Raw genomic sequence first — 15363 nt, 5'->3', positions numbered from 1 at the left:
TGCCCAATGGCTGCCGCCCGTGACTGTCCGCCTCGGGCCGAGCGCCGCCTGTGGCGCGGCAGCGGAATTCCGCTTGGTCCAAGCACACTGGCGCCGCATAATCTCTCTGCGTTCAGGCGAGGAATCCACTCTTGCCTACCAAATTCAACAACGTCCTCGGGACGATCGGAAACACGCCGCTGGTTCGACTGACGAGGCTTGCCCCGCCGCAGGTGAACCTGTTCGTCAAGATCGAGGCTTTCAATCCGATGGGCTCGGTCAAGGATCGCCTCGCGATCGGCGTCATCGAGGACGCCGAGCGCAGCGGCGCGCTGCGCCCAGGGCAAACCGTGATCGAAGCGACGAGCGGCAACACCGGAATCGGCCTGGCGATGGTGTGCGCGGTCAAGGGCTATCCGCTCGTCGTGACGATGGCTGAGAATTTCAGCATCGAGCGGCGCAAGATGATGCGCTTTCTCGGCGCGCGAGTCGTGCTCACGCCGGCCGCGCTCAAGGGCACCGGCATGCTGGCCAAAGCGGTGGAATTGGCGCAGGCGCATGGCTGGTTTCTGTGCCGCCAGTTCGAGAACGAGGCCAACGCCGATATCCATTCGCGCACGACCGCGCTGGAAATTCTCGGTGCGTTCGAAAACGACAGGCTCGACTACTGGGTCACCGGTTGCGGCACCGGCGGCACGCTCAAGGGCGTCGCACGCGTGCTGAAGGCGCAGCGCCCGGAGACGGCAATCGTCGTGTGTGAGCCGGACAACTCGCCGACGCTCGGCAGCGGCATCGTGCAGGCGCGTCGCGCAGATGGCAGCCCCGTCGACAGCCATCCGAGTTTTCGCCCGCACCTGATGCAGGGTTGGACGCCGGACTTCATTCCGAAGCTGACCGAGGACGCGGTCGCGCTCAAGTTGATCGACAAGATAGTGCCGGTCAATGGCGCCGACGCGCTGCGCTGCGCGCGCGAGTTGGCGCGTGCCGAGGGCATATTCACGGGTATTTCGGGCGGCGCCACCCTGGCCGGTGCGCTGCAGATTTCCGCAGCCGCCACCACCGGCGCGAATATCGTGTGCATGCTGCCTGACACCGGCGAGCGTTATCTCACGACACCGCTGTTCGAAGGCGTTGGTGTCGACATGACGACGGAAGAACTCGAGATCTCGCGCTCCACGCCGAGCGCGCGCTTCGATGCGCCTGCGTCCGCGGCAGCGCCCATCGTTCAGCAACCGCCGGCGGCAGCCGAACCGGTCGCATCGGCCGAGGTCGCGGATTTTGTCGCGCGCGTCATTGGCGACGCGGAACAGCCGCTCGTCATGTTCGCGTTGGAGTGGTGCGAGTTCTGCTGGGCGGTGCGCAAACTCTTCGCAATCTGCCGGATCCCGTACCGGTCAGTCGATCTGGATTCGACCGCTTACCAGCGCGACGATCGCGGTGGACAGATTCGCGCCGTGCTGCGCGAGCGCAGCGGCAGCAAGACCATTCCACAGGTCTTCGTCGGCGGCGAATTCATCGGCGGGGCGACCGAAACCCTCGACGCTTTCAAGGACGGCCGGCTGCAGCGGCTCCTCGCGCAGCACGGCGTTCTCGTCGACGAAAGCATTCATGTCGACCCTGACAGTCTGCTACCCGGCTGGCTGCATCCGCGCTAAGGAACCGCTGAACTACCGGCGGACGGCGAATTGTTCAGACCTTCCCTAACGCAAATATTCCCGATCAAATCGATCGCTTATCACTTCGCGTCGCCCTTACTGGATCGGCTCGGCGATCGATTCGGCCTTGCGCAGTTCGATGCGGCCGAGCAGATCGAGGCCGGAATAGAACCGCCACGGATCGCCGTCGCCGACCGATAGCGCGATATGGCCGGCGTCGAAGCCGTGCAGGGCCGCGTCGAAGCTCTGCCAGCGGCCATCGACGAAGGCCTGTGCCCAGGCGTGCGGAACGAAGACCTGGTCCTTGCCCGCGAAGCCTGGCGCGTAGGCAAGCCCGTCGACGACCCGCGTCGCGATACCGAGCGCGCGGCCGAGCGCGGCAACGAGGACCGCGTGTTCGGTGCAGTCGCCTTCCGGCTTGCGTGCCACTTCGAGCGCGGAGGCATAACCGACATCGAGGCTCTTGGTGCGGATGAAGCCGCGCACGAAGGCCTCGATGCGCTGCATCCGCTCGCGCGGCGCACGGGCGTCGCCGACCGCACGCTGCGCCAGACGCACGATCTCCGGCGCCTTGCTCTGCAGCCAGTCGTTCGGTGCGTAGTCGTTGGCATCCGGCTTGGCCTCGGCGTGCGCCGCGGCGGTGCGCCGGATCGTGACGACGACGGCGCCGTCCCTGCGCTCGACACGCTGTTCGTCGGTCTCGGGTAACGCGAGTTTCGCGTCGCGGTCACGCGCCGCCAGCGTGTAGCGCATCGCGCCCGCGAGTTCCTCGATGCGCAGCGGCCGCGGCGATGGCATCAGCGTGCGCTCGAACACGTCGGTGCCCTGGTTCGGCGCAGTCGCGCAGGCGTGGTCGCAGGCGAGCAGGGTGAGTTCGACGCCCATGATCGGCATGGTCAGCTTGTGGATCGTCTGGTCCGCATCGACCCAGGCGCGGGTCTTCATCGGCGCGCCGGGAAATGCGATGGTCTGCTCGACCGGATACAGGCGCATGCGCCCACCGGGCAGATCCACCTCCTCCGGTGCCGCGACCACGCTGACGACTTCGGCCGCATCGAGGCTGGATGGCTGGAACGACAGCGCGCGGTATTTCGTGCCCGGCGCCAATCCGGCACGCAGGCCGGCAAGGCGCTGGCCTTCCGGCAGCAGCGCGCCGTTCGGCCATGGCAGGCGGCGCTGCCGGGTCTCGCCGCTGCTCCGCGTGGTGATGTCGGCTGCGCCATTGCGGAGGCGGCCGTCAACGATGGTTTCGTTCCCGGAAAGCCGCGACAGGCTGCGGAACGCGAGTGGCTGGCCGTCGGCGGTCTCGGTCGAGGTTTCCGTACTGCCGAGCGCGACGTGCGAACCGGCGCGGTCGAGTACCAGCTCGAGCGCTTGCGTGGTGACGACCTGGCTGCCCTTGACCTCGCGTTTCGATTCGAACGCGCCGATCTTGCGACCGTCGAGCAGCACCGTGAACCACTGGTCCTCCAGTGGCGTGGCGTGCGCTAGCAATGGCAGCGCGAGCAGGCCGGCGAGCCAGACGTTCCTTCGAATAACAAAGTGCATGTGCGGATCCGGTTGAGCGAGAGGGCATTGTGCCAGCGAAAGCGGGCGGCGCTCGCGCGCGTGGTTGGACGCTCCTCAGGAACGGCCAAGCGGCGCGTCGATTACAATCGCCGGCCCGTTTTTCCCGGAACCCTGCATGAAACCGTTCGGCACCCCGCATACCGACACCGCAATCCGCGTGCTCCTGCTCGGCTCCGGTGAACTCGGCAAGGAGGTCGCGATCGAGCTGCAACGTCTGGCGGTCGAGGTGATCGCGGTGGACCGCTATGCGAATGCGCCGGCGATGCAGGTTGCGCATCGTTCGCATGTGATCAACATGCTCGACGGCGCCGAGCTGCGCCGGGTCATTGAGCTCGAGAAACCCGACTACGTCGTCCCGGAGATCGAGGCGATCCATACGCCCACGCTGGTCGAACTGGAACAGCAGGGCCTGACCGTGATCCCGACCGCTCGTGCGGCCTGGCTCACGATGGACCGCGAAGGCATCCGACGTCTCGCGGCCGAGGAACTCGGCCTGCCGACCTCGCGCTACCGCTTCGTCGACACGCGCGAGGAATACGATGCGGCGATCGCCGACATCGGCCTGCCGTTCGTGATCAAACCGGTCATGAGCAGCTCCGGCAAGGGTCAGAGCACTGTTCGCGGCGCCGGTGAAGTCGATGCGGCCTGGGACTACGCGCAGTCCGGTGGCCGCGCCGGCAAGGGCCGCTGCATCGTCGAGGGCTTCGTCGACTTCGACTACGAGATCACTCAGCTAACCGTGCGCCACGCCGGCGGCACCCGCTTCTGCGCGCCGATCGGCCATCGCCAGGAACAGGGCGACTACCGCGAATCCTGGCAGCCGCAGGCGATGAGCGACAAGGCGCTTGCCGAGGCGCAGCGCCAGGCCGCCGCGATTACCGGTGCGCTCGGCGGGCGCGGCGTGTTCGGCGTGGAGTTCTTCGTCAAGGGCGATGACGTGATCTTTTCCGAGGTCAGCCCACGGCCGCACGACACCGGCCTGGTCACGCTGATCTCGCAGGATCTTTCCGAATTCGCGCTGCATGCGCGCGCGATCCTCGGTCTGCCGATCCCGGCGATCCGCCAGCTCGGACCGTCCGCATCGTGCGCCGTGCTCGCGAGCGGGCAGGGCAATCGCCCGCGCTACACCGGCGTCGCCGCCGCGCTAGCCGAGCCGGACACGATGCTGCGGCTATTTGGCAAGCCGGAAGTGCAGGGACATCGCCGCATGGCGGTCACGCTGGCGCGCGATGTCGATATCGAGTCGGCGGTCGCCAAGGCGATCCGCGCCGCCGCGCAGCTTGGCGTCGAACCGTGACATCCACTATCGAAATCCAGTGAGAGACCGCACATGACCGACGCACCGAACTACGCCGTGTTCCTGTTCCCCCAAGCGATCGAAGCGCTCGGCGAAGCGATCAAGCCGTACCTGCGCGACGCGCCCGGCGGCCCGCATATCGTCTGTGCGGAGATCGATTCGTCCGGCCCGCTGTTCGGCATGACTCTGGCTGGCACGGGTCCACAGGGCGAGTCACTCAAGTTGGAGATCATGGTGCCGGTGTCGATGGTCAAGCTCGTGATGTCGATGCACGGCGAGCACGAGATCGGCTTTGTCTGAACCGCCGGCTACGCTTCCAGTTCGTGCCAGCTGCCTTCGCGCAGCACCTCGAGCGGCCGGTAGCGCGTCTTGTAGTGCATCTTCGGGTGGCTATCGATCCAGAAGCCGAGATAGACGTGCGGCAGCGCCTGTTCATACGCGAGACGCAGCTGGCTGAGGATCGCGAACGTGCCGAGACCACGGGCTTCCTCGTCCGGGTCGAAGAACGTGTAGACGGCTGAAAGTCCGGCCGCGCAGAAATCGGTCACCGCGACCGCGAGCAGGCGGTCGCCCTGGCGGAACTCGATGAAGCGGGTCGGACTCCAGGCGGTATAGAGGAAGCGTGCGAAGTCCTCCGGGCGCGCATCGTCCATGCCGCCGTCCGGGTGGCGCGCACGCAGATAGCGCCGATACAGCGAGAAATATTCGTCCGTGTAACTCGCCGGCATGACGTGCGTGACGAGGTCGTCGTTGCGCGCGAGGCAGCGGCGCTGGCTGCGATCCGCGCGGAAGCGCGCGACCGGCACGCGGCAGGCGATGCAGGCACGGCAGCCGCCGCACTGCGGATGGTAGACATGGCCACCGGCGCGGCGGTAGCCACGCTGCACCGCCAGATCGTAGATCTGCGGCAGCTGCGGCGCGCTCGGGTCGATGACGATGTTCTGTGCGGTGCGTTCGCTGAAATAGCCGCACGGGTGCGGCAGGGTCTGAAACAGGCGGACGACATCCGAACGCATGGGGGGATTCTACGCGTACGCGAGGCAGCGGTGTTTGCCGGCGTCGAGGCGGCGCGCTCGCCGCGCCGTCGCGTCGATGTGCCCCCAAAGCCCCGCCAGCTCTTCTCCTGCGCCGCGCAGGCGACGCGCCGCATTCTGCCGGATCGCGCAAAACTGAAGATGCGGCTGAAACGCGAGGATCGGCAAGATGCGCGTCTCGCTGACGAATCCGGACGTCGATGCCGGATGGAGTTCCGCAATCACCACTGCTGGTATTGGCTGATCGCAATCAACGCGGCGACGCCGCCAATCAGGGCCAGGATCACCAGTTTCAGGCGCATCGAGAGGCGACGACGGCCGTTGTCATCGCCAACGCCACGTGAGGCCGCGAGCTCGTCGGCAAAGCGGATCGCCGGTTCCAGCCCCGCATCGCGCAGCACCTGCCGCGCGCGGGTCTGGTCCTCCGAGCGCACGACCGACACCTGCGGCCAGGAATCGCGGTCGCCTTTCGCGGTGTAGCTGAAGCGCTTCCAGTCCGCGCCCTGGTAGGCGCGGCGATTGCTGATCGAGGTCTCGATGCCGTGCTCGGCCATCAAGGCGACGACGCGCTGGATGTTCTCCATCCGCGGTGATGTGTAGATCTGGCGCATGGGCGGATTTTAGCAGGACGTGGCGAAACCGCGGCTGCCGATGTGCGCGATCGTTCGGGTCACGCCGATTCCGGCCGCAGCCGTACCAGCCCTTCCTGCGCGGTCGAGGCGACCAGGCGGCCATCCTCGCTGTAGATCATGCCGCGGGCGAGGCCTCGCGCACCCTGCGCCGTCGGGCTGTCGCACGAGTACAGCAGCCACTCGTCGACGCGCAGCGGGCGATGGAACCACATCGCGTGGTCGAGGCTGGCGACCTGCACGTTGCGCTGCAGGAACGAGATGCCGTGCGGGAACATGGTCGTGCCGATCAGATGGAAATCCGACGAGTACGCAAGCAGTGCGCGATGCAGCGCCGGGTTGGCGTCGATCTTGTGGCTCAACCGGAACCAGACCTGCTGGAACGGCGGCCGCTTGGGCGGATTGAGCTCGTCGCGCGGATAGACATGGCGGAATTCGAACGGACCGGAGCGCCCGAACCAGCGCTGCAGCTTCGGCGGAAGTTTCGCGAGTTCCTCGGCCGGCAATGGCGCGGTCGGCTCGATGTCCTCGGGCTTGGGTACGGCCGGCATCGGCAACTGGTGCTCGACGCCGGGCTCGTCGACCTGGAACGACGCTGCGAAATTGAAGATCGGCTGGCCGTGCTGGATCGCGGTCACGCGACGCATCGAGAAGCTGCCGCCGTCGCGCGTGCGCTCGACGGTGTACACGATCGGCTTGTCGATGTCGCCTGCGCGCAGGAAATACGCGTGCAGCGAATGCGCGCTGCGGTCGTCCTCGACGGTCTGCTGGGCCGCCGACAGCGCCTGTCCGAGCACCTGGCCGCCGAACACGTAGCGCGTACCGATGTCGCGGCTCTCGCCCCGGAACAGGTTGTCCTCGAGGCGTTCCAACTGGAGCAGGGAGAGCAGTTCGTCGACGGGGGGCGTGGTCATGAGCGCGCGCGCTGGAAAAAAGGCGCGCAAGTATAGCCGTGCCGGACTAGTGCGAATGCTCGCTTGCGGGCGGCGACAACCGTTCCAGGCCGCTGCCGTCGATCACCTCGGCCCATGGGAACAGCGGGCCCGGATCCAGTCGGCGGGGCAATAGTTTCGCCGGATCGTCGATGGCCGGTTCGAGGCGGCGGTCGAGGTCCTCGTGGCCAGCGATCCAATGCAGGTTCGCGTGATCGTTGCGCAGCTGCGCGAGCAGCGCACGCAGCGAGTCAATCTGTTCGTGCGTGTACGGCACGGTGAACGCCTGGTGGCGGCTGTCACCCCAATGCGGATAGCGGCCGATATTGACCAGCTCGATGCCGATCGAACGCGGGTTGTAGCCGAACGTGTGGTTCGCTACGCGGGTGTCGGCGACGAAGCGGAACACCTTGCCGGTGAGGTCGATGTAGTAGTGGCCGCTGTTGCCGGTCTGCGTGCCGGCATAGTGGATGCGCTCGCCGAACTCGCGCGCCATCTGCATGTCCGGCAGCTCGGTGCAGTGGATCACGACAAGGTCGATCGCCGCAGACGGACGCTCGGCGAGGCGTTCCTCGTAGGGCAGGGGCCAGTTGTCGATCGCAAGCGCGGGCATGCAGGAGCCGGTGATTGGTGATTCGTGATTGGTGGAAGCATAGCGGGTCATCACCGGTGCGGCGAAGCGGGCGCCCACGCCGGCAGCTGCAAAAGCCTGTAGCCTTCCGCTCTTCCGAATCACGAATCACCCATCACGGCTCCCCGATGAAAGGTACGGTCATCCTCTCGCACGGTCTCGAAAGCGGGCCGCAGGCGACCAAGGTCAGTGCGCTCGCCGAGGTCTGCGACGCGCTCGGCTGGGCGCACGTGCGACCCGACTACCGCGACATCGATGCGCCGCGCGATCCGCTCGCGATCGACGCGCGCATCGCGCTCGCGCTGGAGCATGCGCCGCCGCACGGCCGAGTCGTGTTCGCCGGATCCAGCATGGGCGCGTTCATCTCCGGCTTCGCGTCGATCAGGCGCGCCTGCGAGGGCCTGTTCCTGCTCGCGCTGCCGACCGCGATTCCGGGTTATCCGCATGGGTTCGCCGCGGCGGACGTGCCGACCGCGCTGGTCCACGGCTGGAGCGATGAGCTCTGCCCGGTCGATGCCGCGATCGATTTCGCGCGCGAGCGCGGCGCGACCCTGCATCTGGTGCGTGATGACCATCGGCTGGGCGCGCATGTCGCGTATTGCGCTGCGATGTTCCAGCGTTTTCTCGCGGACCTCGGCTGACATGCTGACCCTGTTCGCCACCTGCCCGAAGGGGCTCGAGTACCTGCTGCGCGACGAACTGCGCGCGCTCGGCGCCGACGACGCGCGCGAGGCGCTGGCCGGCGTGCATTTCAGCGGCACGCTGGAACTCGCCTATCGCGCCTGCCTGTGGTCGCGGCTGGCCAGCCGCGTCCTGCTGCGCCTTGCCGAGTTCGACGCGGCGGACGCGGATGCGCTGTACGCGGGCGTGCAGGCGATCGACTGGTCGCAGCATCTGGCGCCGGACGGCACGTTCGCGGTCGATGCGGTGGGCGGCGCGAGCGCGCTGAAGCACACGCAATACATCGCGCTGCGCACCAAGGATGCGATCGTCGACCAGTTCCGCGAGCGCACGGGCGAGCGGCCGAATGTCGAGGTCGACCAGCCTTCGATCCGTCTGAACGTGCGCCTGCATCGCGAGCGCGCAACGGTGTCGCTGGACCTGTCCGGCACGCCGCTGCACCGGCGCGGCTGGCGGCAGGGGCAGGGCGACGCGCCGCTGAAGGAGAACCTGGCCTGCGCGATGTTGCTGCGTGCGGGCTGGCCTGCGATCCATGCCGCAGGGGGCGCGCTGGTCGATCCGATGTGTGGCGCCGGCACGCTGCTGATCGAGGGAGCGCTGATCGCGGCTGATGTCGCGCCAGGGCTCCGGCGCGCGTACTTCGGCTTCCTCGGATGGCGTGGACATGATGATGGGGTCTGGCAGGCGGTGATCGCGGAGGCGCGCGCGCGTGCCGAGCAGGGCCTGTGTGCGCTCGGGTCAGTGTTCTACGGCTACGACCACGATCCCAACGTGCTGAACGAGGCCAAGCGCAACGCGCAGGCCGCCGGCGTCGCGGGGTTCGTGCAGCTCGCACGGCAATCGGCCGAGCATCTGCATCGCCCGGTCGGCTGCGACGTGCCGGGCCTGGTGATCTGCAATCCGCCATACGGCGAGCGCCTTGGGGAACGCGAGCGCCTTGCCGGCCTGTATCGCGCATTCGGCGATCGATTGCGTGCCGATTTCACAGGCTGGCACGCGGCCGTGATCGTGTCCGATGACGAGCTTGGCCACGCGCTCGGCCTGCGCGCGGACAAACGCTACGTGCTCTACAACGGCGCGCTCGAATGCCGCCTGCTGACGTTCGATCTCGTTGCGGAATCTGCGCCGCGTGAGCGGACCGCGCGACCCTTGTCGGAAGGTGCGCAGGCGGTCGCGAACCGGATCGGCAAGTCGCACAAGCACTTGCGCAAGCGCTTGGTGCGCAAGGGGATCTCGTGCTACCGCATCTACGACGCGGACATTCCCGAATACGCCGCGGCGATCGACGTCTACACTGCGATCGGTCGCGACGTTTCCACCGCGCAGGTCGAGCCATTTCCGCAGACGTGGTTGCATGTGCAGGAATACGCGCCGCCGGCCGATATCCCTGAACAGGTCGCGCGCGATCGCTTGCGCGATCTGGTGCACGCCGCCGGCGTCGCACTCGAGGTGCCGCGCGAACGTATCGCGGTAAAGACACGCTACAAGGCCAAAGGGGGCTCAAAGTACGGCCGCTTCGACCAGCGCAACGAGTTCCTGGTGGTCGAGGAGGGCGGCCTCAAGCTGCGTGTGAATCTGTTCGACTATCTCGACACCGGCCTGTTCCTCGACCATCGCCCCGCTCGTGCGCGCATCCGCGAATCCGCACGCGACAAGCGTTTCCTGAACCTGTTCTGCTACACCGCGACCGCAAGCGTGCACGCCGCAGCCGGCGGCGCACGCACGACGACCAGCGTCGACCTGTCGGCGACCTATCTCGAGTGGGCGACACGCAACTTCGCGCTGAATGGCATCGCCGGTGCGAGACATCAGCTCGTCCAGGCCGATGTGCTGGAATGGCTGCGCCACGACCGTGGCGAATACGATCTCGTGTTCGTCGATCCACCGACCTTCTCGAATTCGAAGCGCGCCGACGATTTCGACGTGCAGCGCGATCACGCCGAACTGCTCGCGCTGTGCGGTGAGCGACTCGCGCCCGAGGGGCTGATCGTGTTCTCGAACAACTCGCGCCGCTTCGCGCTGGATGCCACATCGCTGCAGACGTTCGACGTGCGTGACATCACGCCATCGACGATTCCCTTCGACTTCGCGCGCAATGCGCGCATCCATCGATGTTACGAACTGCGTCATCGAGGGCACGGATCAGCGTTTTCTTAACGTCTCGCGAAATTATTTCAGTCCCGATTCAGCCGCCCGATCGCAGCATGCGATCCATGTTGGTGGAGGGCGTGGAAATGCGCAGCAGGGTTCGTTTCTCGCTGTTCGGATTGCTGATCGCCGCGGGTCTTGCGCTTGCGCCCTCGGCGTTCGCGCGCGGCCACTGGAGCGTTGGCATCAATCTTGGATTCCCGGGCGTGAGCCTGGGCTACGCTTCCGGCTGCCATCACTGCGGCTGGGGTGGCTACTACGGCGGCTACGCGCAGTACTACGCTCCTGCATACTACGCTCCTGCATACTACGCTCCTGCATACTATGCGCCTGCGTACTATGCGCCGGGCTACTACGACTACGGCTACGCAGCCCCGGTGTACTACAGCGCTCCGGCGTACGGCGCGGTGTACTACGACGCGCCGGTGCGTACGTACTACTCGGGCCGCTACTACGACCGCGGTGACCGCTCCTATCGCGGCCGTGATCGCGATCGCGATTACGGACACCGGGCCAGTTACTACGATCGCGACGGGTACTACCGCCGCTGATCACCCGTCACGCTGGCGGCGCACCCCTCCCCCTTCCCCGCCGTCAGCGTCCCGCCCCGCGACGATTTCCCCTGATCGTCGCGGGGTTTCTTTATCCAGTTGCGCGATGCCTTCCGGCGAACGGTCGAATCAGCGAACGGGGCGGGCGGTTTGCGTTGGCGGCATCGGGTTATGATGGACCGCTTTGTTCCAGACCTGATCCCCGCATGAGCAACGACCCCACGCGACCCGGCATGACCGCGCCGGACGAAATACCGGCGGCATGGACGTTCTTCCGCCAGTGGCTGAAGAATCCGCGCGCGATGGCAGCCTTCTCGCCATCGGGACGACAGCTGGCACGCCAGATGGTCGCGCAACTGCCGGTTGGAGCGCAGCGTGTCGTCGAGCTCGGCGGTGGAACCGGCGCGTTCACGCGCGCCTTGATCGAGCGGGGTATCGCACCTCGCGATCTGCTCGTGCTGGAACTCAATGGCGAGCTCTACCAGCTCCTGCGCCAGAGGTTTCCCGATGCGCATGTGGTCAACGGCGATGCCCGCGACCTGGCCGGGATCGTCGGGCGCACCGGCTTCGCCGGGCCCAGCGGTGTCGACGCGGTGATCAGCGGGCTTGGATTCCTCGCGATGCCGCGCCAGTTGCAAAAGGACATCCTTCAGGCCGTGTTTTCCGTGCTCGGGCCGGATCGGCCGCTGATCCAGTTCACCTACGGTCCGTCGAGTCCGATCCCGCGCGAACTCCTCGACGAACTGGGTCTCAATGCGCGCCGCGCCGGCGTCGCATGGAGGAATGTCCCGCCGGCCAGGATCTACGTCTACACGCGCAACCGCTCGACCCCGATTCATGCCGTCCGCGTCGGCGACTCGGTCTGATATCGCGCGCAGTCGTACCGCAACAGCGCCGCGTTATGATGCGCGCAAGCACGCGCAACCCAGAGGACAGGCCGTGGGCGAATCGCCGAACCCCGATTGGATGAACCAGTGGCAGGCGTTCGCCCGCCAGTACCTGAGCGCGTGGCAGGACGCGTCACGCGGCGGCGTCACCGCGCCGCAGCCATCGGCATCGGCGCCGTGGCACGAGGGATTCGAGCAATGGTCGCGCCTGTTCGCCGCGGGTGGCGGCCAGAGCGAGACGATTGATCGCGTGATCGACAGTGCAAAGAGCTATGCCGCCTTCATGCAATCGATGATCGCGGCCTTCACTGCGAACGCACAAGGTGACGGCGCGCCATGGACCGATGCTCTGCGCCAGGGTTTCGCGATTCCCGCGGGCGCCTCGCTGTTCGAGCATCCGATGGCGCGCGCATGGCAGGGACTGGCCGGGCAGGGCGGCAACGGCTTCGCGCAGTTCATGAGCGCTCTGGGTGCTCTGCGTTCGCCGCCGCCTGCGGATTTCGGTGAACTCAAGGCGTGGCTCAACCTGCCCGCGTTCGGCGTTATGCGCGAGCATCAGGAGCACTACCAGAAGATGGCCGTGACCTGGGTCGATTACCAGGAGCAGATGCGCCGCTACAACGCGCTGATGCTCAGGGCGAGCCAGCGCGGTTTCGAGCTGTTCGAGGGCAAGCTCGCCGAACGCGAGCAGCCGGGGCGGCAGATCGAATCCCTGCGTGCGCTGTACGACCTCTGGGTCGACGCGGCCGAGGAGGGCTACGCCGAGATTGCGCTGTCGATGGAATTCCGCGAGGCGTACGGCGCGCTGGTCAATGCGCAGATGCGCGTGCGCTCGCAGGTCCAGCAGGAGGTCGAGCGTGTCAGCGTCGATTTCGGCATGCCGACGCGCAGCGAGCTCAACAGTATCGGCGAACGCTTGCAGGCGCTGCGCCGCGAAGTGCGCGGACGCGGCAAAGGCTCGGACGATGCGCTCGCCAACGAAGTCGCCGCGTTGCGCGAGGAATTCGCAGCGCTCAAGGCGGCCATGAAGGGCGCACGCCCGACAGCAAACGAGGCAGCTGAAACCGGAATCGATCCGGAGCCGGGGCGGTCTGCACCGCCCAAGAAGCGTGCGCGCAGGGCCCGCGTGGTGGCGCAGCCAGCCGTCGTGCCCGCATCGAAGAAGAAGCGGAAGGCGAAGGCCACGCGTGATGCGAAGGATGACACCGCCGCACCGTCCAAGAATTTCGCGTCGCGCATCGCGAAGTTCGCGAATGCGTCGCTGGGCACCGCGCGCGCGAAATCGCATCGTCCGGAAAAGCGGGCGGATGCACCCAGGAACAAGAAGAAGCGCTGAGCGCATAGCGAGGACGCAGCATGGGCCCGATCAAGATCGAACCGGCAAAGGCGCTCGATGAGGCGCTGACCACGCAACGCAAGCTCGCGGCGGCGCTGAAAACGCTGCGCGAGGTCGATGACGTCGACTTCGGCGTGACCGATAAGGAAGCCGTCTACCGCGAGGACAAGCTGGTCGTCTACCGCTTCAAGGGCGAGCGGCCGCCGACCGCGAAGGTGCCGATTCTCATCGTCTACGCGCTGGTCAACCGGCCGTACATGGTCGACCTGCAGGACGACCGCTCGCTGGTCAGGAATTTGCTCGCGAAGGGCGAGGACGTCTATCTGATCGACTGGGGCTATCCGGATGGCGCCGATCGCTGGCTGACGCTCGACGACTACATCAACGGCTATATCGCGCGTTCGGTCGATGCGGTCGCAAAGCGCGCGGGCGTGAAGAAGATCAACCTGCTCGGCATCTGCCAGGGCGGCGCGTTCTCGCTGTGCTTCGCCGCGATGCATCCGGAGAAGGTGAAGAACCTGATCACGATGGTCACGCCGGTCGATTTCCACACGCCGGACAACATGCTGTCGAACTGGACGCGCGAGATGAATGTCGATCTGTTCGTCGACACGCTCGGCAACGTGCCGGCCGACCTGATGAACCTGTGCTACCTGATGCTGAAGCCGGTTCGCCTGAACCAGCAGAAATACATCGGGCTGGTCGACATCCTCGACGACAAGGTCGAGATGGAGAATTTCCTGCGCATGGAGAAATGGATCTTCGATTCACCGGACCAGGCCGGCGAGGCGTTCCGACAGTTCATCAAGGACTTCTACCAGGGCAACAAACTGGTCAAGGGCGGCCTGAAGATCGGCGGGCGTGAAGTGCGTCTCGGCAACATCACGATGCCGGTGCTCAACGTGTTCGCGGAGCAGGACCACCTGGTGCCGCCTGCGTCCTCACGCGTGCTCGGCGAGCATGTCGGCACCGAGGACTATACGCAGGTCGCGTTCCGCGGCGGTCACATCGGCATCTATGTGTCCGGGCGCGCGCAACGCGAAGTGCCTACCGCGATCCACGACTGGCTGGCGGCGCGCGCACGCTGAAGGCGCATGCGTTTCGCGGCGCAAGCCGCAGTCATCCAGCCACACGCCTCGCTACCCGGTGAAACCACGGCGAAAGAACCGTTGCGGCAAGCTGGCGCCCTTTTTTACGCATCGAGCGCACATCCATGAACGACGTCCTGTTCCATCTGCACGGTCTCACGATCACGCCGTGGAAGCTGATCGGCTATGTCGGCACCTTCCTGTTCACCGCGCGCTGGTTCGTGCAGTTCTACGCGACCAGGAAGTTGAAGCGCGTGGTCATGCCGATGTCGTTCTGGTATCTGTCGATTGTCGGCAGCGTGATGACACTCGCGTACTTCGTCTGGGGCAAGAACGATTCGGTCGGCATCATCCAGAACGCCTTCCCGATGTTCGTCTCCGCCTACAACGTGTTTGTGCACCTGCGACATCATCAGCCGGAAGTCGTCAGCCCAGGCGGATCTGAAGAGAGTTGACATGCTAGGGTATGGCTTCGCTCCAACCATAGGTAGCGACGTAGATGGCTTTGACTGCACGCGAATATGCGTATTTTCACGTGACCGGCCCCGGAACCCACGAACACGTAACTGAGCTCATGGGCTACAAACCCTCTGAAGCATGGAACATCGGAGATATCAATCCACGCAACGGACGACCACGGACGTCGATGTGTTGGCAAGTGAAGAGCGGCTTGGACGACACGAAACCGCTCGATCAACACATTCAGAACATTCTGCTGCTGCTCCACCCGCGAGCTGAACGATTACGTTGCCTTTGGGTTGAGTACGATCTCACCTTGCGATGTGTTGGCTACTACTTGCCGACTGGCCACGGCATGCATTTTGATCGCGAGCAAATCCGCCAAGCCGCCCAACTTGGCCTGTGCTTTGACCTCGATTTCTACTACGTGGATGATGGCGGGCACGACATCTGACGGCTGATTCCCGCGCCGTAGGTTGGCTGAGCG

17 protein-coding genes and 1 pseudogene are annotated in these 15363 nt (G+C 65.9%); 12 read left to right on the top strand and 6 right to left on the bottom strand.

What is annotated here, in order from left to right; genetic code table 11:
* Positions 1 to 131: 131 nt before the first annotated feature.
* Positions 132 to 1112: pseudogene (gene cysK / locus ABD002_RS00525) on the top strand (cysteine synthase A); the annotation flags it as partial.
* A 9-nt stretch (positions 1113 to 1121) separates the two neighbouring features.
* Positions 1122 to 1634: a glutaredoxin domain-containing protein gene (locus ABD002_RS00520; RefSeq protein ID WP_343786725.1), complete on the top strand. Its 513-nt coding sequence runs from the start codon at positions 1122 to 1124 to the stop codon at positions 1632 to 1634.
* A 96-nt stretch (positions 1635 to 1730) separates the two neighbouring features.
* On the opposite strand, the gene ABD002_RS00515 is transcribed toward ABD002_RS00520, so the two are convergent.
* Positions 1731 to 3182, bottom strand: coding sequence for a transglutaminase-like domain-containing protein (locus tag ABD002_RS00515; protein WP_343786034.1), 1452 nt, complete (start codon positions 3180 to 3182; stop codon positions 1731 to 1733).
* Positions 3183 to 3318: 136 nt separating this feature from the next.
* Here ABD002_RS00515 and purT point away from each other — a divergent pair, with 136 nt between their 5' ends.
* Both purT and ABD002_RS00505 read left to right on the top strand, forming a co-directional pair.
* Positions 3319 to 4500, top strand: a complete 1182-nt coding sequence (gene purT, locus ABD002_RS00510) for a formate-dependent phosphoribosylglycinamide formyltransferase (RefSeq protein ID WP_343786032.1) — start codon at positions 3319 to 3321, stop codon at positions 4498 to 4500.
* A 33-nt stretch (positions 4501 to 4533) separates the two neighbouring features.
* Positions 4534 to 4800, top strand: coding sequence for a hypothetical protein (locus ABD002_RS00505; protein WP_343786030.1), 267 nt, complete (start codon positions 4534 to 4536; stop codon positions 4798 to 4800).
* Between the two features lie 8 nt (positions 4801 to 4808).
* On the opposite strand, the gene ABD002_RS00500 is transcribed toward ABD002_RS00505, so the two are convergent.
* The 5 genes from ABD002_RS00500 to ABD002_RS00480 are packed head-to-tail and all read right to left on the bottom strand — an operon-like array spanning position 4809 to position 7708.
* On the bottom strand, positions 4809 to 5516 hold the full coding sequence (locus tag ABD002_RS00500; RefSeq protein WP_343786028.1) for an arginyltransferase: 708 nt from the start codon (positions 5514 to 5516) through the stop codon (positions 4809 to 4811).
* 9 nt (positions 5517 to 5525) lie between these two features.
* Entirely contained in the window at positions 5526 to 5762 is a 237-nt protein-coding gene (locus ABD002_RS00495) for a hypothetical protein (RefSeq protein WP_343786026.1), read from the bottom strand.
* The gene (locus tag ABD002_RS00490; protein ID WP_343786024.1) at positions 5756 to 6145 is read right to left on the bottom strand and encodes a hypothetical protein; all 390 of its coding nucleotides are present in this window, start codon (positions 6143 to 6145) and stop codon (positions 5756 to 5758) included. The genes ABD002_RS00495 and ABD002_RS00490 overlap by 7 nt, the downstream gene beginning before the upstream one ends.
* 59 nt (positions 6146 to 6204) lie before the next feature.
* The gene (gene tesB, locus ABD002_RS00485; protein ID WP_343786022.1) at positions 6205 to 7077 is read right to left on the bottom strand and encodes an acyl-CoA thioesterase II; all 873 of its coding nucleotides are present in this window, start codon (positions 7075 to 7077) and stop codon (positions 6205 to 6207) included.
* A gap of 46 nt (positions 7078 to 7123) precedes the next feature.
* On the bottom strand, positions 7124 to 7708 hold the full coding sequence (locus ABD002_RS00480) for an N-acetylmuramoyl-L-alanine amidase (RefSeq protein WP_343786723.1): 585 nt from the start codon (positions 7706 to 7708) through the stop codon (positions 7124 to 7126).
* A 146-nt stretch (positions 7709 to 7854) separates the two neighbouring features.
* Here ABD002_RS00480 and ABD002_RS00475 point away from each other — a divergent pair, with 146 nt between their 5' ends.
* From ABD002_RS00475 to ABD002_RS00440, 8 genes are all read left to right on the top strand, one after another.
* On the top strand, positions 7855 to 8367 hold the full coding sequence (locus ABD002_RS00475) for an alpha/beta hydrolase (protein ID WP_343786020.1): 513 nt from the start codon (positions 7855 to 7857) through the stop codon (positions 8365 to 8367).
* A 4-nt stretch (positions 8368 to 8371) separates the two neighbouring features.
* Positions 8372 to 10564 (top strand): bifunctional 23S rRNA (guanine(2069)-N(7))-methyltransferase RlmK/23S rRNA (guanine(2445)-N(2))-methyltransferase RlmL, encoded by a 2193-nt coding sequence (rlmKL, locus tag ABD002_RS00470; RefSeq protein WP_343786721.1) that lies wholly within the window; start codon positions 8372 to 8374, stop codon positions 10562 to 10564.
* A 77-nt stretch (positions 10565 to 10641) separates the two neighbouring features.
* A complete protein-coding gene (locus ABD002_RS00465; protein ID WP_343786018.1) occupies positions 10642 to 11106 on the top strand; it encodes a hypothetical protein in 465 nt (154 codons plus the stop codon).
* A 206-nt stretch (positions 11107 to 11312) separates the two neighbouring features.
* Positions 11313 to 11972 (top strand): class I SAM-dependent methyltransferase, encoded by a 660-nt coding sequence (locus ABD002_RS00460; protein WP_343786016.1) that lies wholly within the window; start codon positions 11313 to 11315, stop codon positions 11970 to 11972.
* 73 nt (positions 11973 to 12045) lie between these two features.
* A complete protein-coding gene (phaE, locus tag ABD002_RS00455) occupies positions 12046 to 13329 on the top strand; it encodes a class III poly(R)-hydroxyalkanoic acid synthase subunit PhaE (RefSeq protein ID WP_343786014.1) in 1284 nt (427 codons plus the stop codon).
* A gap of 20 nt (positions 13330 to 13349) precedes the next feature.
* Positions 13350 to 14417 (top strand): class III poly(R)-hydroxyalkanoic acid synthase subunit PhaC, encoded by a 1068-nt coding sequence (locus tag ABD002_RS00450; RefSeq protein WP_343786012.1) that lies wholly within the window; start codon positions 13350 to 13352, stop codon positions 14415 to 14417.
* Between the two features lie 125 nt (positions 14418 to 14542).
* Complete coding sequence (locus ABD002_RS00445; RefSeq protein ID WP_343786010.1) at positions 14543 to 14872, top strand: lipid-A-disaccharide synthase N-terminal domain-containing protein; 330 nt, start codon at positions 14543 to 14545, stop codon at positions 14870 to 14872.
* A gap of 44 nt (positions 14873 to 14916) precedes the next feature.
* Positions 14917 to 15330: a DUF4279 domain-containing protein gene (locus tag ABD002_RS00440; RefSeq protein WP_343786008.1), complete on the top strand. Its 414-nt coding sequence runs from the start codon at positions 14917 to 14919 to the stop codon at positions 15328 to 15330.
* Positions 15331 to 15363: the final 33 nt, after the last annotated feature.

This window comes from Dokdonella soli (assembly GCF_039523175.1).
GTDB classification, from domain to species: domain Bacteria; phylum Pseudomonadota; class Gammaproteobacteria; order Xanthomonadales; family Rhodanobacteraceae; genus Dokdonella_A; species Dokdonella_A soli.
The sequence above is the reverse complement of the archived record's forward strand: the minus strand, read 5'-3'. Positions and strand labels throughout refer to the sequence as shown.

What these genes read in the sequence shown, in the direction of transcription:
- ABD002_RS00520 (WP_343786725.1), top strand. Translation starts at nt 1,122, where the DNA reads ATGACGACGGAAGAACTCGAGATCTCGCGCTCCACGCCGAGCGCGCGC.
- ABD002_RS00515 (WP_343786034.1), bottom strand. Translation starts at nt 3,182, where the DNA reads ATGCACTTTGTTATTCGAAGGAACGTCTGGCTCGCCGGCCTGCTCGCG.
- purT (WP_343786032.1), top strand. Translation starts at nt 3,319, where the DNA reads ATGAAACCGTTCGGCACCCCGCATACCGACACCGCAATCCGCGTGCTC.
- ABD002_RS00505 (WP_343786030.1), top strand. Translation starts at nt 4,534, where the DNA reads ATGACCGACGCACCGAACTACGCCGTGTTCCTGTTCCCCCAAGCGATC.
- ABD002_RS00500 (WP_343786028.1), bottom strand. Translation starts at nt 5,516, where the DNA reads ATGCGTTCGGATGTCGTCCGCCTGTTTCAGACCCTGCCGCACCCGTGC.
- ABD002_RS00490 (WP_343786024.1), bottom strand. Translation starts at nt 6,145, where the DNA reads ATGCGCCAGATCTACACATCACCGCGGATGGAGAACATCCAGCGCGTC.
- tesB (WP_343786022.1), bottom strand. Translation starts at nt 7,077, where the DNA reads ATGACCACGCCCCCCGTCGACGAACTGCTCTCCCTGCTCCAGTTGGAA.
- ABD002_RS00480 (WP_343786723.1), bottom strand. Translation starts at nt 7,708, where the DNA reads ATGCCCGCGCTTGCGATCGACAACTGGCCCCTGCCCTACGAGGAACGC.
- ABD002_RS00475 (WP_343786020.1), top strand. Translation starts at nt 7,855, where the DNA reads ATGAAAGGTACGGTCATCCTCTCGCACGGTCTCGAAAGCGGGCCGCAG.
- ABD002_RS00465 (WP_343786018.1), top strand. Translation starts at nt 10,642, where the DNA reads ATGCGCAGCAGGGTTCGTTTCTCGCTGTTCGGATTGCTGATCGCCGCG.
- ABD002_RS00460 (WP_343786016.1), top strand. Translation starts at nt 11,313, where the DNA reads ATGAGCAACGACCCCACGCGACCCGGCATGACCGCGCCGGACGAAATA.
- ABD002_RS00450 (WP_343786012.1), top strand. Translation starts at nt 13,350, where the DNA reads ATGGGCCCGATCAAGATCGAACCGGCAAAGGCGCTCGATGAGGCGCTG.
- ABD002_RS00445 (WP_343786010.1), top strand. Translation starts at nt 14,543, where the DNA reads ATGAACGACGTCCTGTTCCATCTGCACGGTCTCACGATCACGCCGTGG.
- ABD002_RS00440 (WP_343786008.1), top strand. Translation starts at nt 14,917, where the DNA reads ATGGCTTTGACTGCACGCGAATATGCGTATTTTCACGTGACCGGCCCC.